Genomic DNA, 19,879 nt, shown 5'->3' on the forward strand with positions numbered 1-19,879 from the left:
GTCCGGGGCACGGTCGGCGGGCCCCGGCGAGACGGGAGGCGTGCATGGGGCTCGGGGTGAAGTTCAACCTGGTCCTGCTGGGGGCGTTCGCGATCGGTCTGGCGATCGCCGCCGCCCTGGCCTACCAGGTGGTGCAGGCCAACGCGCGCGCCGAGGTGCTCGCCCACGCCCGTATCATGATGGCCAACGCCATCGCCGTCCGCGAGTACACCGCGACGGAGATCCGGCCCTTGCTCGGGACCGGGCGCGAGGGGGTGTTCCTGCCCCATGTGGTGCCGTCGTTCGCGGCCCAGAGCAACTTCCGCCGCATGGCCGACGAGTTCCCCGAGTACGCCTACAAGGAGGCGGCTCTCAACCCCACCAACCCCGCCGACCGCGCCACCGACTGGGAGGCCGACATCATCCGCGCCTTCCGGCAGGATCCCGCGCAGGCGGAGATCGTGACCGAGCGCGACACGCCGTCCGGCCGCAGCCTGGTGCTGGCGCGCCCGCTGACGGTGGACGACGCCAGTTGCCTTGACTGCCACAGCACCCCGGAGGCGGCGCCGGCGGCCATGGTGGCGACCTACGGCCCCAGCAACGGGTTCGGCTGGGAACTGGGCGAGACGGTGGGCGCCCAGGTGGTCTCGGTGCCGATGGCGCTGCCGCTGGAGCGGGCCTGGACCAAGTTCCTGGTGTTCGTCGGCACGCTGACCGTGGTGTTCGTGACCGTGGCGGTGCTCATCAACGTGCTGTTGAACGCGCTGGTGATCCGGCCGGTGGTGAAGCTGTCGCGGATGGCGGACACGGTCAGCCTGGGCAAGATGGACGCGCCCGAGGTCACGCACGCCAGCCAGGACGAGATCGGCGCGCTGGCCGCCGCCTTCAACCGCATGCGGCGCAGCCTGGAGACGGCGCTGCGCATGCTGGGCGGCTGAGGCGGAGGCCGGCATGGCCCGGGAACCGGAGCCCGTCGACGACGCGACCCGCGTCGCCCCGGCGCGACCGGCGCGGCCGGCGCGCATCGGCCGCTACCGGGTCGACGGCGAGTTGGGCCGGGGGGCGATGGGCGTGGTCTACGCCGCCCACGACGAGAGCATCGACCGCCCGGTGGCGCTCAAGACCGTGCATGCCGACCTGCTGGCGGGCGAGGACGGCGCCGCCTGGCGGGCGCGGTTCCAGCGCGAGGCCAAGGCGGCCGCGCGCTGCCTGCATCCCAACATCGTCACGGTGTTCGAGTACGGCGAGGACGCCGGCCTGGCCTATCTGGCGATGGAGTACGTGCGCGGCCGGCCGCTCCAGGCGTTCCTGGCCCACGGGGTGCAGTTCGGAGTCCGCATCAGCCTGCGCATGATCCTGCAGGTCCTGGATGGTCTCGGCGCGGCGCACGCCTTCGGCATCGTCCACCGCGACATCAAGCCGAGCAACATCATCCTGCTGGCCGAGGGCAAGGTGAAGGTGACCGACTTCGGCATCGCCCGCCTGGACTCGGCGGTGTCGCTGTCCCAGCACGGCACCATGGTGGGCACGCCCGGCTACATGGCGCCGGAGCAGTTCACCGGGGCGACAGTCGACGCCCGCACCGACCTGTTCGCGGTCGGGGTCGTGCTCTACGAACTGCTGACCGGGCAGAAGCCGTTCCCCGGCGCCACCGTGCCCGAGGTCATGCATGCCGTCCTCAACCGGCCGCCGGTGCCGCCGGTGGGCCGCCCGGACCCGCTGCCGCCGGCGCTGGTGGCGGCGCTTGAGGGAGCCCTGGCGCGCGACCCGGAGGCCCGGCCGGCTGATGCCGCGACCCTGGCGCGGGTGCTGAAGGGTGTCTTGCGCGGTGCGCCGGCCGAGCGCGCGGCCCCCGATCCGGACGCCACCCGGGTGATGGCGCCGGTGGCGGCCGGCGATCGCGGTGAACTGGACGACGCCGCGCTGCGCCAGGCCGGCGCCCATCTGGCGAGCTACATCGGGCCGGTGGCGTCGGTGGTGGTGCGCGAGGCCGCGCCCCGCGTCAGCGGCATCCGCCACCTGTACGAGGTGCTGGCCGACCACATCCCGGGCGAGGCCGAGCGTCGCGCCTTCCTGCGCGCGGCGACGCGGGCCGCGCTGGGGCTGGGCCGGGAGACGGCCGTTGCGGCGCCGGCGACGGCTCCGGCCCCGCCGGGCGGCGCGCCGGCCGGCGGGGTGGACGATGCCGCCGCCGAGCGGGTCCGGCTGGCGCTGGCCCAGCACCTGGGGCCGATCGCCGGCGTCCTGGTCCGCCAGGCCCGGGCCGAGGCCCGCGACGCCGCCCACTTGGCCGTCCTGGTGGCGGACCAGATCGCCGATCCGGAGGCGCGCGCGCGTTTCCTCGACGCGGCGCGGGGATGACGGCTAGCCCTGCGCCCGCACCGCTGCCACCGCCTCGGCCAGGCCGACCCGCTCCAGGGCCACGCCGTCCGGGAAGGCGCCGCCCAGGCGCGACGGCATCATGGGATCGAGCAGCACGAAGGCGCCGTGGTCGTCGGCCCGGCGCACCAGCCGGCCGAAGGCCTGCTTCAGGCGCAGGCGGGTGACCATTTCGTCGTAGGCGCGGCCGCCGAACGCCTTGCGCCGCGCCTTGTGCAGGATGTCCGGGCGCGGCCACGGCACGCGGTCGAACACGATCAGGCGCAGCGCCCGGCCTGGGATGTCGACGCCGTCGCGCAGCGCATCGGTGCCCAGCAGGCAGGCGTTCTCCTCGGTCCGGAACATCTCCACCAGCGTGGCCGGGTCGATGCCGTCCACGTGCTGGGCGAACAGCGGCAGGTCGGCGGCGTCCAGGGCGTCGGCGATGCGCTGGTGCACGGCCCGCAGCCGGCCGATGGCAGTGAACAGGCCGAGCGCGCCGCCGCCCGAGGCCAGCACCAGTTCCCGGTAGGCCGCCGCCACCCGGTCCATGTCGTCCTTGCGCACATCGGTGACCACCAGCACCCGGGTCTGGGCCGGGTAATCGAACGGCGACGGCACGGCGGCGCGGATGTGATCGGGCAGGTGCACCGCACCGGTGCGGCGCTCGGCGGCCTGCCAGTCGGCCTCCGGGTCGCCGGAGCCGTCGCGCAGGGTGGCCGAGGTCACCAGCACGCCGTGGGCGCGGCCCGCCACCGTCTCGGCGAACGGCACCATGGGGTCGACCCAGTGGCGGTGCAGGCCGACGTCCATGTCGCGGCCGTAGGCCCGCTCGATGCCCAGCCAGTCCACGTATCCGGGCGGTGTCTCGGTCTCCAGCGCCCGGCACATCGACCGCCAGGCCCGCACCGGCAGCAGGGCGCGCCGCTCCAGGCTGCGGATCAGGCCCTCGATGCGCTGGCGGGTGGTGGGATCCAGGCTGGCGGCTTCGTCGTCCAGGCGCCGGGCCAGCGCCTTCATCAGCCGCGCCACCGGGCGCTCCAGGTCGTGCAGGGCCGTCTCCAGCGCCTGCGCCGCCTCGACCAGCTCGGGCAGCGGCGGCGCCACCCCGGCTTCCAGGGAATAGGGGCCGTCCTGGCCGCGCGCCCGCGCCAGCACCTGCTGGCGCACCAGGGCCAGGAACCGCTCGGTGGGGCCGCGCGCCGTCTCCCCGGCGAGGCGGGCGTGCCAGCCCGGACCGGGCAGCACGCGGGCGCCGTGCAGCACCTCCACCAGGGCCTCGGCGGCACGCGGATCTTCGCCGATCAGGTCTTCGGCCCGGGTCTTGAGGCCGCGCGCCCGGCTGCGCGACCCGTCCTCCGCCCCCAGCAGCCAGCGCCGCAGGTCGGCGGTCTCCTGCCCCGACAGGTGGGCGGAGAAGGCGCCGTCGGCGGCGTCGAACAGGTGGTGGCCCTCGTCGAACACGTAGCGGGTGGGCAGTGCGCCGTCCTCCAGCCCGCCCAGCGCCGCCTGCACCAGCACCAGGGCGTGGTTGGCGACCACCAGCCGGGCCCGTTTCGCCCGCCGCACGGTCCGCTCAATGTAGCAGCGGTTGTAGTGCGGGCAGGCAGCGAAGATGCACTCGCCGCGCCGGTCGGCCAGCCCCAGCGACCAGCCGCGCCCCAGGATATCGACCAGCCAGCCGGGGAAGTCGCCGCCGACCAGGTCGCCGTCCCGCGTCGCCATCGCCCACCGCGCCATCAGGCCGAGCGGGATGGCCGCCGCCGGCTGGGTGGGCAGGCGCGACACCGCTTCCTCCAGGTTCAGAAGGCAGAGGTAGTTCTCGCGCCCCTTGCGGATGACCACCCGGCGCGCCTTTTCCCTGGGGTCCGGATAGAGACGGTCCAGTTCGCCGTCGAGCTGGCGTTGCAGGTTGCGGGTGTAGGTCGCGATCCAGACGGGGCCGTCGTTCTTCTCCGCCCACAGGCTGGCCGGCGCGATGTAGCCCAGGGTCTTGCCAACGCCGGTGCCGGCCTCCGCCAGCACGACGTGGGGCGCGTCGCGCCGCTCGCGCGGCGCGAAGGCCGCCGCGGCGGCGCTGGCGTAGTCGGCCTGCTGCGGGCGGTCCTCGGCGGCGGCGCCGAGCAGGTCGGCCAGCCGCGCGCGGGCCTCGGCGCCGGTCACGGGCAGATGGCCGGGGGCGGCTTCGGGGGCGTGCTCGCTGATCTCCGGCAGGCGCTCCCACACCCGGAAGGCGCGGGCGATGGTGGTCCCGTGCGGGCCGTCGCCGTGCGCCCCCAGCGCGGCCAGCACGGGCGGTCCCCAGGCCCAGCCGCCGCGCGCCATGGCGAAGGCGAGGGTGCGGGCGTCGGCCTGCTCCTGGCGCACCAGCCGGGTCAGGGCGTGCAGCAGGACGGCGGCGATGCGGGGCAGGGCCAGCGCCTGGGCGGTCAGGCCGTGCGGCGCCTCCAGCCCCACCGCTCCGGCCAGGCCCCCCACGGTGGGCAGTACGAACCGCGCCGGGCGCACGAAGGCGAACAGCTCCAGCAGGTCGTGGCCGGCGAGCGCGTCGCGGCCCAGACGGGCGGCGGTGGCCGGGGCGTGGCAGACCAGCGGCCGCAGACCGGCGGCGCGCCGGCCCAGGGCGGCGGGGGTATCCTCCTCGACCTCGCCGTCCGGGTGCACCAGAACGGCCGCGCGCGGACTCGCCACCAGGGCGGGGACGGGCGGCACGGTGACGGCGGATGCGGATGGCGCGGGCGGGTGGTCGGTCATCGCGCGAGAGTATAGGGGCGGTCAGGGACGGAGGAAACGAAAGGCGGGGTCGTCCGGGTCGTGTCCGCGCGGGCGCGGGGGCGCGAGAGCCCCCTCGCGTCTCGGTCCCACGCTCCCGCGTGGGACCCGGCGCAACATCCCGCTTGACACGACCGCTGGCCTGGGTACGTTGAACCACAGGAAAACTATTTTCCTCTGCGTTCACGAACCGCGAGGTCCCCGCCATGTGTGGCATCGTCGGCCTGTTCCTCAAGGACCCCGCCCAGCGTCCCCACCTGGGCGCCCTGTTCGCGCCCATGCTGGTGGAGATGACCGAGCGCGGCCCCGACAGCGCCGGCATCGCCGTCTACGGCGACGCCGCGCCGGCGGACGGGCGCCGGGTGGTTCTGTCCCACGCCGATCCGGCCCATGACTGGCCCGCGCTGGCCGAGGGTTTGTCCGAACTGGTGGGCGGCGGCGTCGGTCTCCACGTCATCGACACCCACGCCATGCTGACCGTGCCCGGACCGGACTGGGCGCCGCTGGCCGATTGGCTGGCCACGGCCCATCCCGACGTCGCCGTGGTCAGCGTCGGTGACCGCCTCGCCATCTTCAAGGAGGTGGGCAGTCCGGCCAGCGTGCTCGACCGCTTCGGCATCGCCGGGATGGCCGGCACCCACGCCATCGGTCATACCCGCATGGCCACCGAAAGTGCCGTGACCACCGCCGGCTCGCACCCCTTCAACACCGGCCCTGACCTGTGCCTGGTGCACAACGGCTCGCTGTCCAACCATAACCGGGTGCGCATGCGGCTGCGTCGCCATGCCGGGGCGCGCTTCGCCACCGACAACGACAGCGAGGTCGCCGCCGCCTACCTGACCTGGCGGCTGGAGGCGGGCGACACCCTGGAGCAGGCGCTGGAGGCGGCGTTGCGCGACCTGGACGGCTTCTTCACCTTCTGTGTCGGCACCCGCGACGGCTTCGCGGTGCTGCGCGATCCCATCGCCTGCAAGCCGGCGGTGCTGGCCGAGACCGACGCCTGGGTGGCGATGGCCTCGGAGTACCGCGCCCTGGCCGGGCTGCCCGGGGTGGAGACGGCGCGGGTCTGGGAGCCCGAGCCGGCCCAGGTCTACACGTGGCGGATCCCGTGACGGCGGCGGCGCCGGCGCGCGCCCCCGCGGGAGCGTGGGCGCGAGACTTCCTTCGCTCTGGGTCCCACGCTCCGGCGCGGGACCCACGCGCCGCCCTATGGCGCCCACGCAGGAGCGTGGGCGCGAGACTTCCTTCGCTCTGGGTCCCCCGCTCCGGCGCGGGACCCGCGCGCCGCCCTATGGCGCCCCCGCGGGAGCGTGGGCGCGAGACTTCCTTCGCTCTGGGTCCCACGCTCCTGCGTGGGACCGGCACACCGCCCTATGGCGCCCCCGCGGGAGCGTGGGCGCGAGACTTCCTTTGCTCTGGGTCCCACGCTCCTGCGTGGGACCGGCACACCGCTCTGTGGCGCCCACGCAGGAGCGTGGGCACGAGACTTCCTTCGCTCTGGGTCCCACGCTCCTGCGTGGGACCGGCACACTGCCCTGTGGCGCCCCCGCGGGAGCGTGGGCGCGAGACTTCCTTCGCTCTGGGTCCCCCGCTCCGGCGCGGGACCCGCGCGCCGCCCTATGGCGCCCCCGCAGGAGCGTGGGCGCGAGACTTCCTTTGCTCTGGGTCCCACGCTCCTGCGTGGGACCGGCACACCGCTCTGTGGCGCCCACGCAGGAGCGTGGGCACGAGAGGTGAGGCGATCCAGTTTCGGCACCCGACCGGGAGGCCCCAGCCATGCAAACCGTTGACCTTGATGCCGTCCCGTTGCGGGACCTGAACGCCCGCCTGCACGACCCGGCCCAGGTCGGCCGCATCGCCGACTGGCGCGTGCTGCACCCCAAGGGCCGCCACAACATCGCCGTCGGGCTCGACGCCCCGGTCACCGTGCGGATCGACGGCCATGTCGGCTACTACTGCGCCGGCATGAACCAGCACGCCACGGTGGAGGTTTCCGGCCACGCCGGCGTCGGCCTGGCCGAGAACATGATGAGCGGCCGGGTCGTCGTCCACGGCAACGCCAGCCAGTCGGCCGGTGCCACCGCCCACGGCGGGCTGCTGGTGATCCACGGCGACGCCGCCGCGCGCTGCGCCATCTCTCTGAAGGGCGCCGACATCGTGGTCCGGGGCTCGGTCGGTCCCATGAGTGCCTTCATGGCCCAGGCCGGCCGCCTGCTGGTGTGCGGCGACGCCGGCGACGGGCTGGGGGACTCGCTGTACGAGGCCGTTCTCTACGTCGCCGGCCGCGTCAAGGGTCTGGGCGCCGACTGCGTCGAACAGCCGATGGAGGACGCCGACCGTGCCAGCGTGGCGGAGCTGCTGGCCGCCGCCGGCCTGGACGACGTGGACCCGGCCGGCTTCCGCCGCTACGGCTCGGCGCGCGAGCTTTACACCTTCAAGATCGAGAACGTCGGCGCGTATTGAGCGCGCGCGCAAGGGAGGCTGCCATGAGCCACGACGACACCGCCCCGCCGCGCCTCGATGCCGTCTGGGGCCAGCGCGAATCCCACCTGTTCGACCGCCACACCATCCACGAGATCCACCGCGCGGCCCGCGAGGGGATGTACCGCATCCGCGGCTTCGGCGCCAAGCGGCGGCTGCCGCACTTCGATGATCTGGTGTTCCTGGGCGCGTCCATCTCCCGTTACCCGCTGGAGGGCTACCGGGAGAAATGCGACACCACGGTGACCCTCGGGACCCGCTACGCCAGGAAGCCGATCACCCTCCAGACCCCGGTGACCATCGCCGGCATGAGCTTCGGCTCGCTGTCCGGACCGGCCAAGGAGGCCCTGGGCCGCGGCGCCAACGAGGTCGGCACCAGCACCACCACCGGCGACGGCGGCATGACCGACGAGGAGCGCACGCACTCCAAGACGCTGGTCTATCAGGTGCTGCCCAGCCGCTACGGCATGAACCCGCGCCACCTACGCATGGCCGACGCTATCGAGGTGGTGGTGGGCCAGGGCGCGAAGCCCGGCGGCGGCGGCATGCTGCTGGGCCAGAAGATCAGCGACCGCGTGGCCGAGATGCGCACCCTGCCGAAGGGCATCGACCAGCGTTCGGCCTGCCGCCATCCGGACTGGACCGGCCCCGACGATCTGGCGATCAAGATCCAGGAGCTGCGCGAGATCACCGACTGGGAGAAACCCATCTACGTCAAGATCGGCGCCACCCGCACCTATTACGACGTCATGCTGTGCGTGAAGGCTGGCGCCGACGTGATCGTGCTGGACGGCATGCAGGGCGGCACCGGCGCCACCCAGGACGTGTTCATCGAGCACGTCGGCATCCCCACCCTGCCGGCGGTGCGCCAGGCCGTCGAGGCGCTCCAGGAACTGGACATGCACCGCACGGTCCAGCTCATCGTCTCCGGCGGCATCCGCACCGGGGCGGACGTCGCCAAGGCGCTCGCCATGGGGGCGGATGCGGTCGCCATCGGCTCGGCGGCGCTGATCGCGCTGGGCGACAACCACCCCAGCCTGGCCGACGCCTACAGGCGCATGGGCACGGTCCCCGGCCTGTTCGAGGACTGGCAGGCCGGCAACGACCCGGCCGGGATCACGACGCAGGACCCGGACCAGTACACCCGGCTCGACCCGGCCGTGGCCGGGCACCGGCTGGCCAACTACCTGCGGGTGCTGACGCTGGAGACCCAGACCCTGGCCCGCGCCTGCGGCAAGAGCCACGTGCACAACATGGAGCCCGAGGATCTGCGCGCGCTGACCGTCGAGGCCGCCGCCATGGCCGGCGTGCCACTGGCCGGTACGGACTGGATCCCGGGCCGGATGTAGAGTGGGGGCGAGGGGTGCAGGTGGGGGCGCGCCCCCGCCTCAGCCGAACGCCACGCCCGGCTTCACGCCCAGCTTCTTGAGGATCATCGCCAGCGGGCACAGGCCGGTGAACGCGGCCTGAAGCATGTTGGCGCCGACGAAGGCGCTGATCCACAGCACCCAGTCGTAGGGCGTGAACAGGGCGATCAGCACGGTGATCAGGATCACGGTGCCGGCGAAGGCCAGGACGATGCGGTCAATGGACATGGCTGGAGTCCTCCTCGTCGGGGGGTGGCGCCGCAGCCGGCGCCGGACAGTATAGGGCGGCCAGGGTCTCGATGATCGCCACCACCTCGGCACTGGCCAGGCGGTAATGAATATGTTGTGCTGCGCGTCGGGTTGCGACCAGTCCATCGCGTCGCAGCCGGGCCAGGTGCTGGGACAGCGCCGACTGGCCCAGGCCGACCTTGGCCTCCAACTCGCCCACCGTCTTCTCGCCGCCGACCAGCGTGCACAGGATCAGCAGGCGCCGGTCGTTGCCCAGCGCCTTCAGTAAGGCGGCAGCCCGCGCCGTGTGGGCGTGGAGGCGTTCAACATCCATGTTGAATACATTAGACGGAACTAATATATTGTCAACGCGAAATGCGTCGGACGGCGGCCTCGCCCGCACCGCCGAGCGCCGCGGCCCGCCAACGCCGCCGCCAACGCCGCCGCCAACGCCGCCGCCAACGCCGCCGCCAACGCCGCCGCCTTCGCCTCTGCGTTCGACCCCGAGGGAGCCCCGCCATGCCGCTGATGCGCCCGCCCGCGCCTGCCCTGTCCCCCCCGGTTCTCGCCGGCCTGATCGGCCTCGTCTGCCTGATGGTGGCGACCGCTGCGCTGGCCCAGCCCCTGACGGTGCATCCGCGGCGCATCGCCGACCACAAGGCCGTGTTCGCCACGGTGGAGAGCGTCGATGTGCTGGCGGCGCGCGCCCGTCTCGGCGGCACCGTCGAGTCGCTGCGGGTGGACGAGGGCGACGCGGTCAGTGACGGCCAGATCGTGGCCGTGGTGGTGGACGAGAAGCTCGCGCCGCGCATGGAGGCGCTGGAGTCCCAGCTCAACGCCCAGCGCGCCAGTGTCGAGCAGGCCCGCACCGATTTCGACCGTGCGCGCCGGTTGCGGGCCGACGGTGTGGCGCCGCAAAGCCGGCTGGACGCCGCCAGCACCGCCCTGGAGGTGGCCGAGCGCCAGTTGGACTCGCTGCAATCGGACCTGGAGGTGCTGCGCCAGCAGGAGGCCGAGGGCGACGTGCGGGCGCCCGGCCCCGGGCGCGTGCTGGAGGTGTCGGTGTCCGAGGGCAGCGTGGTGATGCCGGGCGAGCCGCTGGTGCGGGTGGCCACGGAAACCTACCTGCTGCGCCTGCGCCTGCCGGAACGTCATGCCCGCTTCATCGCGGTGGGTGAGACCGTGCGGGTGGGACCGCGCGGTCTCGATCCGGACGAGTCCGACCCGGCGGATCCGGCGTGGCGCGACGGCACCATCGTCAAGGTCTATCCGGAACTGGAGAACGGCCGGGTCATCGCCGACGTCGAGGTCGCCGGCCTGGGCGGCTACTTCGTCGGCGAACGCGCCCTGGTGGAGATCGTCACCGGAGCGCGCACGGCCTTCGTGGTGCCGCCGGCCTACGTGCGCTCGCGCCATGGCGTCACCGTGGCCCACCTGGACAGCGGCGCCGTGGTGGTGGTGCAGCTCGGCGCCGCCGTGCCGGGCGGGGTGGAGGTGTTGTCCGGCCTGCGGCCCGGGGACACCCTGCTGCCGCTGACCGACGTGTCGGCCGACGCCGCGGACGCGTCTGGCGGATCGGGCGAGTAGGAGGGGCGCGCCACCATGAAACTCGGACTGTCCGGGCATCTGACCCAGGCCTTCATCCGCTCGCCGCTCACCCCCCTGCTGCTGCTGGCCGCGATCGTGGTCGGCCTGCTCGCGCTGGTCTCCGTGCCGCGAGAGGAGGAGCCGCAGATCTCGGTCCCCATGGTCGACATCATGGTGCAGGCCGACGGCCTGAAGGCCGTCGACGCCGTCGAGCTGGTCACCAAGCCCTTGGAGGACATCGTCAAGGGCATCGACGCCGTCGACCACGTCTACAGTCAGACCGTCGACGACGGCGTCACCGTCACCGCGCGCTTCGAGGTTGGCACCGACGAGGACGTCGCCATGCTGCGCGTCCATGAAACCATCCGTGCCAACATGAACCGGATCCCGCTGGGCATCCCGGAGCCGTTGATCGTCGGGCGCGGCATCAACGACGTGCCCATCGTGGTCCTGACCCTGTCGCCGGAGCCGGCGGTGGCCGACCGCTGGACCGACGCCGGCCTGCATGCGGTGGCCGAGGAACTGCTGATCGAACTGATCAAGGTCGAGGACGTCGGCCTGACCTTCCTGGTTGGCGGCCGACCCGACCAGATCCGGGTGGAGCCCGACCCCGAACGGCTGGCGATGTACGGCCTGACGCTGAACCGGCTGGTCGAGAAGCTGGAGAACGCCAACCGCTCCTTCCGCCTGGGCCGGCTGCGCGAGGCCGGCGACAGCCTGCCAGTGGTGGCCGGGCGCACGTTGCAGGGGGTGGCCGATATCGGCGACCTGCTGCTGACCACCCGGGACGGCCGTCCGGTCTACGTCAAGGACGTCGCCAGCGTGGTGGTCGGCGCCAAACCCCTGGAACAGCGGGTGTGGCGCATCGCCCCGACCGAGGGCACGGCGGGCGACCCCATCACCGCGACGCCGGCGGTCTCCATCGCGCTGGCCAAGCGCAAGGGCGCCAACGCCGTGGTGGTGGCCGAGACCATCCTGGAACGGCTGGAGGGCCTGGAGGGTCGCCTGGTGCCGGAGGGCCTGCGCGTCGAGGTGACCCGGAACTACGGCGAGACGGCGCTGGAGAAGTCCAACGAACTGCTGTTCCACCTGGGGCTGGCGACGGTCTCCATCGTGCTGCTCATCACCGTCGCCATCGGCTGGCGCGAGGGGCTGGTGGTCGCCGTGGTCATCCCCACCACCATCCTGCTGACCCTCTTCGCGGCCTGGATGATGGGCTATACCATCAACCGGGTCAGCCTGTTCGCGCTCATTTTCTCGATCGGCATCCTGGTCGACGACGCCATCGTGGTGGTCGAGAACATCGCCCGCCACTGGGCCATGAAGGACGACCGCTCGGTGGTGCGGAAGGCCATCGAGGGGGTCGCCGAGGTGGGCAACCCGACCATCGTCGCGACCCTGACCATCGTCGCCGCCCTGCTGCCGATGATGTTCGTCTCCGGCCTGATGGGGCCGTACATGAGCCCCATCCCGGCCAATGCGTCGGCGGCGATGATCTTCTCGTTCTTCGTTGCGGTCATGCTGACGCCGTGGCTGCTGCTGAAGGTCGCCGGCCGCCGGGTCGCGCGCATGGCGGAGGCGGGCGGCCACGCCGAGGAGGAAGGCCGACTGGGCCGCCTGTACCGGCGCATCGCCGCCCCGGTGCTGAAGACCCGGCTGCGGGCCTGGGTGTTCCTGATCGCCGTGGGGCTGGCGACCCTGGCCGCCGGGGTGCCGTTCTATACCCAGGACGTGACGGTCAAGCTGCTGCCGTTCGACAACAAGTCGGAAATGCAGGTGGTGCTCACACTGCCCGACGATGCCCCGCTGGAGGAGACCGAGCGGGTGTTGATGGATGCCGCCCGCCGCCTCGCCGACCTGCCCGAACTGACGTCGATGCAGCTTCACGCCGGCACCGCGGCGCCGTTCAACTTCAACGGTCTGGTGCGGCACTACTACCTCCGCGACGCCCCCAACCTGGGCGATCTCCAGGTCAACCTGACCCCCAAGGGCGAGCGTGCCCGCGCCAGCCACGCCATCGCGCTGGACGTGCGAGCGCGCCTGGCCGACATGGACCTGCCCGAGGGGACCGCCCTTCAGGTGGTGGAGGTGCCGCCCGGACCGCCGGTGCTGGCGACCCTGCTGGCCGAGATCTACGGCCCCGACGCCGCCACCCGCCGGGCCGTGGCGGAGGAGGTGAAGGCCATCTTCGCCGACGTCGACTTCATCGTCGATGTGGACGATTCCTGGGGCGATCCCGCCGCGCGGCTGCATTACGCCATCGACCAGCAGGCGCTGGAGTACCACCGCGTCGAGGAGGAGGCGGTCTACGACACCCTGGGCGCTCTGCTCGGCGGGGTCAGCGTCGGCTACTCCCACCGTGGCGACGGCATCGACCCGATCGAGATCGCCGTGCGCCTGCCCAAGGCCGGGCTGACGCCGGGCGAGGCGCTGCTGACCACGCCGGTGCCGGGGCTCGACGGCATCGTGGAACTGGGCGACGTCACGGTCACCCACCGCGAGATGGCCTCGCACACCGTGTTTCGGCGCGACGGGCATTTCGTCGAGATGGTCATGGGTGACCTGGCCGGCCGCTTCGAGGCGCCGATCTACGGCATGCTGGAGGTGCAGGACCGCATCGACGCCCACGACTGGGAAGGCCTGGGCCTGCTCAAGCCCTCGATCCGCCTGCACGGCCAGCCTGAGAGCACCGCCGAACCGGTACTGCTGTGGGACGGCGAATGGGAGATCACCTATGTGACCTTCCGCGACATGGGCGCGGCGTTCGGCGTCGCCATCCTGGGCATCTACCTGCTGGTGGTGGCGCAGTTCGGCTCGTTCAAGGCACCGCTGGTGATCCTGACCCCGGTGCCGCTGACGTTCATCGGCATCATGGTCGGGCACTGGCTGTTCGGGGCGCCGTTCTCGGCCCCGTCGATGATCGGCTTTATCGCGCTGGCCGGCATCATCGTGCGCAACTCCATCCTGCTGGTCGACTTCATCCGCCACCGCCAGCCGACGGCCTCGTGCCTGCGCGAGGCATTGCTGGACGCCGGGGCGATCCGCTTCAAGCCGATCCTGCTGACCGCGCTGGCGGCGATCATCGGCGCGGCCTTCATCCTGGCCGATCCGATCTTCGAGGGGCTGGCCTTGTCGCTGGTGTTCGGCCTGGCGTCGTCGACCGCGCTCACGCTGCTGGTGGTGCCGGCGATCTACGTGGCGCTGCGCGACGATGGCAAGCCGTTCCCGCCGCCGCGCGGGTAACGGGCCGCCCGGGGACGCCTGGGGGCGGCGGTGCCGGTGGTGCCGGGTTGTTCCGGGCGCCGGCGCCGCCTATATCGGCGGCGGGGTGGCCCCGCCCGCCATCATTCCACCACAATGACGGAGTCGGCCCGGGCGGCCGATCGGGAGACGGAGACACGATGGTTCAGGTCGAGATCTATACCAAGCAGAACTGCGTTTTCTGCACCAAGGCCAAGGCGTGGATGCGGGAACACGGCATCGACTATCAGGAGCACGACGTCTCCACCGCCGCCGCCTTCGGCGAGATGAAGCAGCGCCTGCCCGACGCCAAGACCGTTCCGCAGATCCTGATGGACGGCCACCTGATCGGCGGCTACGACACCCTGATGGCGTACGAGACGCCGATTCTCGCCAAGCTGAAGGCCACCACGGCCGCCGGCTGACCGGCTCCGCGGGTCGGCTCAGGTCCGGGCGCCGGCTCTTCAACCCGGACCGTATCCCATGCTGACCGTCACGCCCACGCTGTCCATTCCCGAGGCCGAGATCGAGGAGCGCTTCGCGCGCGCCTCCGGCCCCGGCGGGCAGAACGTCAACAAGGTCGAGACGGCGGTGCAGCTCCGCTTTGACGTGCGCCGCTCGCCGTCGCTGCCCGATGCCGTGAAGGCCCGCCTGGTGCGCCTCGCCGGGCGCCGGCTGACCAAGGACGGCGTGCTGGTGCTGACCGCCGACCGCTTCCGCCAGCAGGAGCGCAACCGGGCCGATGCCCGCGATCGACTCGCCGACCTGATCCGCACCGCCACCCAGGCCCCGGCCCGACGCAAGCCGACCGCGCCCAGCCGGGCGGCGCGGCGACGCCGGGTCGAGGACAAGGTGCGCCGCAGTCAAGTGAAGGCGATGCGCGGCCGTCCCGGTCTGGACTGACTGGTCCGGGATAGAATGAAGGGGTTGCAACTCGGCATCCGTGCAAAGGAGCCGGATGGTCGACGGTGCGACCCGGAGATGAGGCGGCGGGCCTCGACGGCCCCGACCAACGAGTCGCGATGACTTTGCCACCACCGTGACTGCCAGACATCCTTTTGATCGGCACATGGCTGTGCCCTCATCTTTGCCGGTTGCTTTCGTTGCGGCGCAGGGATAGCCTGTGGGCAAGTTGCGACGCAACATACAACCAAGAACCCGTCAAGCGGTGTTGAGGGCAGGGTGGAGATGCCGTGCAGAGCGCCGGGCCTTGATGCCACGGTCCGCAGCCTTCGGCGGCGCCAGCAGGCCCTCGAGGCGCTGGCGGGGGATGCTGCCCTCGACGATGTTCTGGCCGAGATCGCCCGCAGCGTCGAGGAGGCCGACCCGGCGGCGGGCTGTGCCGTCCTGGTCTGCGAGCCGTCCCGCACGACCCTGCGGGCGGCGGCCGTGCCCACGCTGCCCGGGGCCGTGGCGGGCGCCCTGGCCGCTGTGGCCGCGCGCGGTTGGCCGGACCGCCTTGCGGGCACCGACGCGCGGGGCACGCCCCCTCTCCTGCGGGCCGTCTGGCCGGACGTGAGGTCCCGGGACCTCCCGGCTGCGGTGCGCGCGGCCCTCGACGAGGCCGGGGTCCGGGCCGTCTGGTGGGAGCCCGTGACCGATGACGCGGGGACCGTGCTGGGCGTCGTTGCCCAGTGCCTCCGGCATCCCGGGCCGCCGGTCGACGCCGCCCTGGAACCGCTGGTCGAGGCCGCGCGCCTGAGCGGGCTGGCGATCGCGCGCCGCCGGGCCGAGGCGACGGCCGAGGAGCGCGCGGCGTGGCTGGCCAGCGGACAGAGCCTCGCCAACCTGGGCTCGTTCGCGTTCGATCTCGACCGCCGCCGCTGGTGGATCTCCGAGAACTGGGTCCACCACATCGGCGTCGACAGCGGGGATCTCTCGGACGCCGCGTTGCGGGCGCTGGTGCATCCGGCGGATCTGGCAGCGGTCGATGCCGTGATCGCCCGCGCTCTGGACGGGACCCCGCAGACCTATGAGCATCGCCTGTTGCACGCCCGCACCGGCGCCGTGCTCCATGTGCGCGGGGTGGCCAAGCGGGTCACTGGCGCCCGGGGCACGCCGGTGCAGATCGTCGGTGTGGTCCAGGACGTCACCGTGCAGGCGCGCGCCCTCGACGCGCTGGCCGCCGGCGAGGTGCGGTTCCGCCGCCTGTTCGACAATCTGCCGCTGTTTCTCGCCCTGTGGCGCCGGGACGGCGACGACTTCGTGCTCACCGACGTTAACCGCGCGTCGGAGGAGCTCACGGGGGGGCAGGCCCACGCCAGCCTGGGACGGCGTCTGTCGGCCTTCTATGCCGATCTGCCCTGGATGCGGGACATGGTGTGGCGCAGCCATACGAAGGGTCTCGTCGAAGCCACGGAGAGCCTCTACCCCCTGCGCGCGACCGGCGAGGTGCGGCATTTCGCGCTGAAGGTGGTGCCGGTCCCGCCGGACATGGTCCTCGTGATCGCCGAGGACATCGGCCAGCGCAAGCGGGCCGAGCAGCGGTTGCGGGAGACCGCCACCCTTCTGACGCAGGCCGAGCAGCTCGCCGATGCCGGGTCGTGGGAGTGGGACTGTGTGCAGGGGCGCGGCACCGTGTCCGAGAACTGGTGCCGCCTGCACGGGTTCGACGAGCCGCCGCTCACGCCGGACAGCTATCTGCCGGTGGTCCACCCCGAGGACCGCCCGGGCCTGGAAGCGGCCTTCGAGACGGCCATTCGCACCGGCACCGACTACACCAGGACGCACCGCATTATCCACGGCGCGTCGGGGGAGGTGCGCCACATCAAGGTGCGGGGCATGCCGGTCCGCGACGAGACCGGGACCGTGGTCGTCATGCAGGGCGTGGCCGTGGACGTCACGGAGCAGGTCCGCCACGAGCGCGCGCTGGCCCAGCACCTGACGCATTTGCAACTGGCGCAGCGCATCGCCCGGGTCGGAAGCTGGACCTACGATCCCGCTGTCGGTGTCCAGTCGTGGTCGGATGAGGTCTACCGCATCTACGAGCGCGACCCGGCGCGCGGGGCGCCGGGGCCGGCCGACTACGAGGCCCTGCACGCCGGCGAGGCGTTCGCCGCCTTTCGCACGGCCATGCGGGAGGCCATCCACGCCGGCGTGCCCTTCGAACTGACCCTGCGACTCGACCTGCCGGACGGGCGCCAGAAGTGGATCCATGCCCTCGGGCAGCCCGAGCCGCAGCGCGGACCGGCCGGTCACGTGGTTCACGGCACGGTGCAGGACGTGACCGACCGCAAGCGCGCGGAGGTGTTCCGCGACGACGTCGAGCGCATCGTCCGCCACGACCTGCGCAGCCCGATCGCCGCCACCCTGGCCGGCATCGCCATCCTGCGCCTGGGCGAGACGCTGACCGAGGACCAGCGCCGGACCCTGGACATGATGGAGCGCGCCAACCAGCGCCAGCTCACGATGCTCGATACCTCCATGGCGCTGCACCGCATGGAGGCGGGCACCTATCCCCTGGACCCGGTGCCGGTGCCCCTGGGGACCATGGTCGGCGAGGTGGTCGAGGAACTGCGCTACCTGGCCGAGGCGCGCGGGGCGGCGGTGACGGTCGAGGACGGCCGCGACCTCTGGGCGATGGGGGAGGTGTGGCTGTGCCGCACCCTGCTGTCGAACCTGGTCCGCAACGCCCTGGAAGCCCTGCCCGAGAGCGGACAGACGGTCGCCATCGCCCTGACCGCCGAGGCGGGGGCGGCGGTCGTGCGCATCACCAATCCCGGTGCCGTGCCCGACGACATCCGCGACCGCTTTTTCGAGAAGTTCGTGACCAGCGGCAAGGCCGGCGGCACCGGCCTGGGCACCTATTCGGCGGCGATGATGGCGCGCGCCCAGGGCGGCCGCGTCGATCTGGACGCCAGTGTGTCCGGCCGGACCACCGTGACGGTGCGTTTGCCGATGGCCGAGCCTGCCGTCACGACGTCCGCCGCCGACTGAGGCCCAAGGCCCCCGGGCCGGTCGCGGGCGGTGGCTCGCGGGGGGCTCAGGTGAGCGGCAGCGGCCGGAAGCCGGTCGGCGCCGTGGGGGCGACGGTCCAGGCGGCCAGGGCCGGCGCCGGGTCGTCTGGTCCCGACAGCCCCACGATCAGCCACACCAGGTCGGGCTCGTGGGTGGCCCGGCGGTCGGTCTCGCTGGGCACTGGCGGGTGGCCCGGATGGGAATGGAAGTGTCCGATCAGGCGCGTCGGGCCGCCGCGTAGGGCGCGCATCAGGGCGAACCGCGCCGCCGGATCGACCTCGAAGCGGTCCGGCCGGCCGCTGGCCTCCACGTTGGCGGCGGCATGCGCGGCCGCGACCAGCACGGTGCCGTCCGGGCCGTCGCGTCCGCTCAGCAGCCCGCAGGCCTCGCGCGGCCAGCCGGCGCGCACGTGGTCCAGGATCGCGGCGCGGGCCGGGGCAGGCAGCACCAGGGCGCGCGGCCCGGCAGCGGTCATTGCGGCGCGGCCCCGGCGCCGCCCACGGTGAGGGTGCCAAGCCGGCGGCCGTCGGCGGCGTCGATCACCGCCACGCGGTCCGGTCGGCCGCCGCCGGTCAGCCCGAGCAGCACCCGGCCGCGGCCGTCGCTCACCATGTGGGTGATCCGCGTCCCCGCCGGTTCGTCGAGGCCGGCCGGGCCGAAGGCCGCCAGGCCACTGCCCTCCGGCTGCCGCATTTCGTCCGACTTCTGAACCATCCCGTAGCCCAGCAGTCCGAGCCCGAGCAGCAGCAGCAGCGACATGAACGCGACCAGACCCTTGACGGCAGCCATGTGTTCCCTCCCTTGCGACGCCGGGCCGGCGTCCTTCCCGAGCGGGTATACGGGCACGGCATGACCGAGGGCAACGCTTCCCCGTCCCCGCCGCCCTTCGCGGCCACGGTGCCCGACACCGCGGCGGGGCTGCGCCTCGACCGCTGGCTGGCCGAGACCCACGGGCGGCATTCCCGCTCACGCCTCAAGGCCCTGATCGCGGGCGGCGCGTTGACCCTGGACGGCGTCGTGGTGACCGACCCCAGCCGGCGGCTGCGGGCCGGCCAGGCGGTGCGGCTGGCCGAGCCGCCGCCCGAGGACGCCACCCCGCGCCCGCGCGACATGGCGCTGGCGGTGGTGTACGAGGATGCCGACGTCATCGTGATCGACAAGCCCGTCGGCCTGGTGGTGCATCCGGCTCCGGGCAACCCCGACCACACGCTGGTCAACGCCCTGCTGGCCCACTGCGGCGACAGCCTGTCGGGCATCGGGGGCGTGCGCCGGCCGGGCATCGTGCACCGCCTGGACAAGGACACCAGCGGCCTGATGGTGGTGGCCAAGACCGACCGCGCCCACCGGGCGTTGGCGGCGCAGTTCGGCGACCGCACCCTGCACCGGGTCTACCACGCGCTGGTCTGGGGCGTGCCGAGCCCGGCGGCGGGCGAGGTCGCCGGGCCGATCGGCCGCCACCCCACCCAGCGCACCCGCATGGCGGTGGTCGAGTCGGGGGGCAAGCCGGCCTTGACCCGCTACCGCACCCTGCGGGCCTGGGGGCCGGGGCTGGCGCTGCTGGAATGCCGCCTCGCCACCGGGCGGACCCATCAGATTCGGGTCCACATGGCCCACATCGGGCATCCGCTGGTGGGCGATGCGACCTATGGCCGGCCGCCCCGGCGGTCGCCGTCTCGGCCGTCTCTGCCGCCGGAGATCATGACCCGGCTCGTCAGTCTGCCGCGCCAGGCCCTGCACGCCATCGCTCTCGGCTTCGATCATCCCGTGTCCGGTGAACCGATGCGCTTCACCGCCCGTATGCCCAAGGACCTCAGGGACATCCTGGAAAGCCTCGACACGTTACGGGGAATTCATCCAGATTTCTGACCAATTTGGTACAGTATGGTTGGACTCGGATGATCGGGCTGGTT

16 protein-coding genes are annotated in these 19,879 nt (G+C 72.8%); 11 read left to right on the plus strand and 5 right to left on the minus strand.

All coding sequences use genetic code 11. The features are described 5' to 3' along the window. Window positions 1–44 precede the first annotated feature (44 nt). Together GGD88_RS04725 and GGD88_RS04730 are read left to right on the plus strand one after the other, a co-directional pair. Window positions 45–917: a c-type heme family protein gene (locus GGD88_RS04725; protein WP_184432240.1), complete on the plus strand. Its 873-nt coding sequence runs from the start codon at window positions 45–47 to the stop codon at window positions 915–917. A gap of 13 nt (window positions 918–930) precedes the next feature. Beyond that, window positions 931–2,340, plus strand: coding sequence for a serine/threonine-protein kinase (locus tag GGD88_RS04730; RefSeq protein WP_184432242.1), 1,410 nt, complete (start codon window positions 931–933; stop codon window positions 2,338–2,340). A gap of 3 nt (window positions 2,341–2,343) precedes the next feature. Here the strand turns inward: GGD88_RS04730 and GGD88_RS04735 are convergent, their stop codons facing one another. After that, on the minus strand, window positions 2,344–5,091 hold the full coding sequence (locus GGD88_RS04735) for an ATP-dependent DNA helicase (protein ID WP_184432244.1): 2,748 nt from the start codon (window positions 5,089–5,091) through the stop codon (window positions 2,344–2,346). Window positions 5,092–5,315: 224 nt separating this feature from the next. Here GGD88_RS04735 and GGD88_RS04740 point away from each other — a divergent pair, with 224 nt between their 5' ends. From GGD88_RS04740 to GGD88_RS04750, 3 genes are all read left to right on the plus strand, one after another. Further along, on the plus strand, window positions 5,316–6,221 hold the full coding sequence (locus GGD88_RS04740) for a class II glutamine amidotransferase (protein ID WP_184432245.1): 906 nt from the start codon (window positions 5,316–5,318) through the stop codon (window positions 6,219–6,221). Between the two features lie 664 nt (window positions 6,222–6,885). Then, complete coding sequence (locus tag GGD88_RS04745) at window positions 6,886–7,572, plus strand: GltB/FmdC/FwdC-like GXGXG domain-containing protein (RefSeq protein WP_184432247.1); 687 nt, start codon at window positions 6,886–6,888, stop codon at window positions 7,570–7,572. Window positions 7,573–7,595: 23 nt separating this feature from the next. Next, on the plus strand, window positions 7,596–8,939 hold the full coding sequence (locus GGD88_RS04750) for an FMN-binding glutamate synthase family protein (RefSeq protein WP_184432249.1): 1,344 nt from the start codon (window positions 7,596–7,598) through the stop codon (window positions 8,937–8,939). A gap of 39 nt (window positions 8,940–8,978) precedes the next feature. Here the strand turns inward: GGD88_RS04750 and GGD88_RS04755 are convergent, their stop codons facing one another. Both GGD88_RS04755 and GGD88_RS04760 read right to left on the minus strand, forming a co-directional pair. Beyond that, the gene (locus GGD88_RS04755) at window positions 8,979–9,185 is read right to left on the minus strand and encodes a YgaP family membrane protein (RefSeq protein ID WP_184432250.1); all 207 of its coding nucleotides are present in this window, start codon (window positions 9,183–9,185) and stop codon (window positions 8,979–8,981) included. Next, window positions 9,175–9,519: an ArsR/SmtB family transcription factor gene (locus GGD88_RS04760; protein ID WP_184432252.1), complete on the minus strand. Its 345-nt coding sequence runs from the start codon at window positions 9,517–9,519 to the stop codon at window positions 9,175–9,177. The genes GGD88_RS04755 and GGD88_RS04760 overlap by 11 nt, the downstream gene beginning before the upstream one ends. 185 nt (window positions 9,520–9,704) lie before the next feature. Between GGD88_RS04760 and GGD88_RS04765 the strand changes: the two genes are divergently transcribed. The 5 genes from GGD88_RS04765 to GGD88_RS04785 all read left to right on the plus strand — a co-directional run bounded on the left by GGD88_RS04765 (window position 9,705) and on the right by GGD88_RS04785 (window position 17,948). Next, window positions 9,705–10,772, plus strand: coding sequence for an efflux RND transporter periplasmic adaptor subunit (locus tag GGD88_RS04765; RefSeq protein WP_246423565.1), 1,068 nt, complete (start codon window positions 9,705–9,707; stop codon window positions 10,770–10,772). A 15-nt stretch (window positions 10,773–10,787) separates the two neighbouring features. After that, complete coding sequence (locus tag GGD88_RS04770; protein ID WP_184432254.1) at window positions 10,788–14,015, plus strand: efflux RND transporter permease subunit; 3,228 nt, start codon at window positions 10,788–10,790, stop codon at window positions 14,013–14,015. A gap of 158 nt (window positions 14,016–14,173) precedes the next feature. After that, the gene (locus GGD88_RS04775; RefSeq protein ID WP_184432256.1) at window positions 14,174–14,437 is read left to right on the plus strand and encodes a glutaredoxin domain-containing protein; all 264 of its coding nucleotides are present in this window, start codon (window positions 14,174–14,176) and stop codon (window positions 14,435–14,437) included. A 58-nt stretch (window positions 14,438–14,495) separates the two neighbouring features. Further along, entirely contained in the window at window positions 14,496–14,915 is a 420-nt protein-coding gene (gene arfB, locus GGD88_RS04780) for an alternative ribosome rescue aminoacyl-tRNA hydrolase ArfB (protein ID WP_184432258.1), read from the plus strand. Window positions 14,916–15,200: 285 nt separating this feature from the next. After that, window positions 15,201–17,948, plus strand: a complete 2,748-nt coding sequence (locus tag GGD88_RS04785) for a PAS domain-containing sensor histidine kinase (RefSeq protein WP_184432260.1) — start codon at window positions 15,201–15,203, stop codon at window positions 17,946–17,948. A gap of 46 nt (window positions 17,949–17,994) precedes the next feature. Here the strand turns inward: GGD88_RS04785 and GGD88_RS04790 are convergent, their stop codons facing one another. Then, window positions 17,995–18,444 (minus strand): M67 family metallopeptidase, encoded by a 450-nt coding sequence (locus GGD88_RS04790; protein WP_184432262.1) that lies wholly within the window; start codon window positions 18,442–18,444, stop codon window positions 17,995–17,997. Then, window positions 18,441–18,758, minus strand: coding sequence for a hypothetical protein (locus GGD88_RS04795; RefSeq protein WP_184432264.1), 318 nt, complete (start codon window positions 18,756–18,758; stop codon window positions 18,441–18,443). The genes GGD88_RS04790 and GGD88_RS04795 overlap by 4 nt, the downstream gene beginning before the upstream one ends. A gap of 60 nt (window positions 18,759–18,818) precedes the next feature. Between GGD88_RS04795 and GGD88_RS04800 the strand changes: the two genes are divergently transcribed. Continuing rightward, window positions 18,819–19,835 carry an RluA family pseudouridine synthase gene (locus GGD88_RS04800; protein WP_184432266.1) on the plus strand — a complete coding sequence of 339 codons (1,017 nt, stop codon included), beginning with the start codon at window positions 18,819–18,821 and terminating at the stop codon, window positions 19,833–19,835. The last annotated feature ends 44 nt before the right edge of the window (window positions 19,836–19,879 follow it).

It is taken from the genome of Roseospira goensis (genome assembly GCF_014197795.1).
In the GTDB taxonomy this organism is placed as follows: Bacteria; Pseudomonadota; Alphaproteobacteria; order Rhodospirillales; family Rhodospirillaceae; genus Rhodospira; species Rhodospira goensis.

Bases quoted from the DNA above. Each gene is read 5' to 3' on its own strand.
- GGD88_RS04725 (WP_184432240.1), top strand. From the start codon at position 45: ATGGGGCTCGGGGTGAAGTTCAACCTGGTCCTGCTGGGGGCGTTCGCG.
- GGD88_RS04730 (WP_184432242.1), top strand. From the start codon at position 931: ATGGCCCGGGAACCGGAGCCCGTCGACGACGCGACCCGCGTCGCCCCG.
- GGD88_RS04735 (WP_184432244.1), bottom strand. From the start codon at position 5,091: ATGACCGACCACCCGCCCGCGCCATCCGCATCCGCCGTCACCGTGCCG.
- GGD88_RS04740 (WP_184432245.1), top strand. From the start codon at position 5,316: ATGTGTGGCATCGTCGGCCTGTTCCTCAAGGACCCCGCCCAGCGTCCC.
- GGD88_RS04745 (WP_184432247.1), top strand. From the start codon at position 6,886: ATGCAAACCGTTGACCTTGATGCCGTCCCGTTGCGGGACCTGAACGCC.
- GGD88_RS04750 (WP_184432249.1), top strand. From the start codon at position 7,596: ATGAGCCACGACGACACCGCCCCGCCGCGCCTCGATGCCGTCTGGGGC.
- GGD88_RS04755 (WP_184432250.1), bottom strand. From the start codon at position 9,185: ATGTCCATTGACCGCATCGTCCTGGCCTTCGCCGGCACCGTGATCCTG.
- GGD88_RS04760 (WP_184432252.1), bottom strand. From the start codon at position 9,519: ATGGATGTTGAACGCCTCCACGCCCACACGGCGCGGGCTGCCGCCTTA.
- GGD88_RS04765 (WP_246423565.1), top strand. From the start codon at position 9,705: ATGCCGCTGATGCGCCCGCCCGCGCCTGCCCTGTCCCCCCCGGTTCTC.
- GGD88_RS04770 (WP_184432254.1), top strand. From the start codon at position 10,788: ATGAAACTCGGACTGTCCGGGCATCTGACCCAGGCCTTCATCCGCTCG.
- GGD88_RS04775 (WP_184432256.1), top strand. From the start codon at position 14,174: ATGGTTCAGGTCGAGATCTATACCAAGCAGAACTGCGTTTTCTGCACC.
- arfB (WP_184432258.1), top strand. From the start codon at position 14,496: ATGCTGACCGTCACGCCCACGCTGTCCATTCCCGAGGCCGAGATCGAG.
- GGD88_RS04785 (WP_184432260.1), top strand. From the start codon at position 15,201: ATGCCGTGCAGAGCGCCGGGCCTTGATGCCACGGTCCGCAGCCTTCGG.
- GGD88_RS04790 (WP_184432262.1), bottom strand. From the start codon at position 18,444: ATGACCGCTGCCGGGCCGCGCGCCCTGGTGCTGCCTGCCCCGGCCCGC.
- GGD88_RS04795 (WP_184432264.1), bottom strand. From the start codon at position 18,758: ATGGCTGCCGTCAAGGGTCTGGTCGCGTTCATGTCGCTGCTGCTGCTG.
- GGD88_RS04800 (WP_184432266.1), top strand. From the start codon at position 18,819: ATGACCGAGGGCAACGCTTCCCCGTCCCCGCCGCCCTTCGCGGCCACG.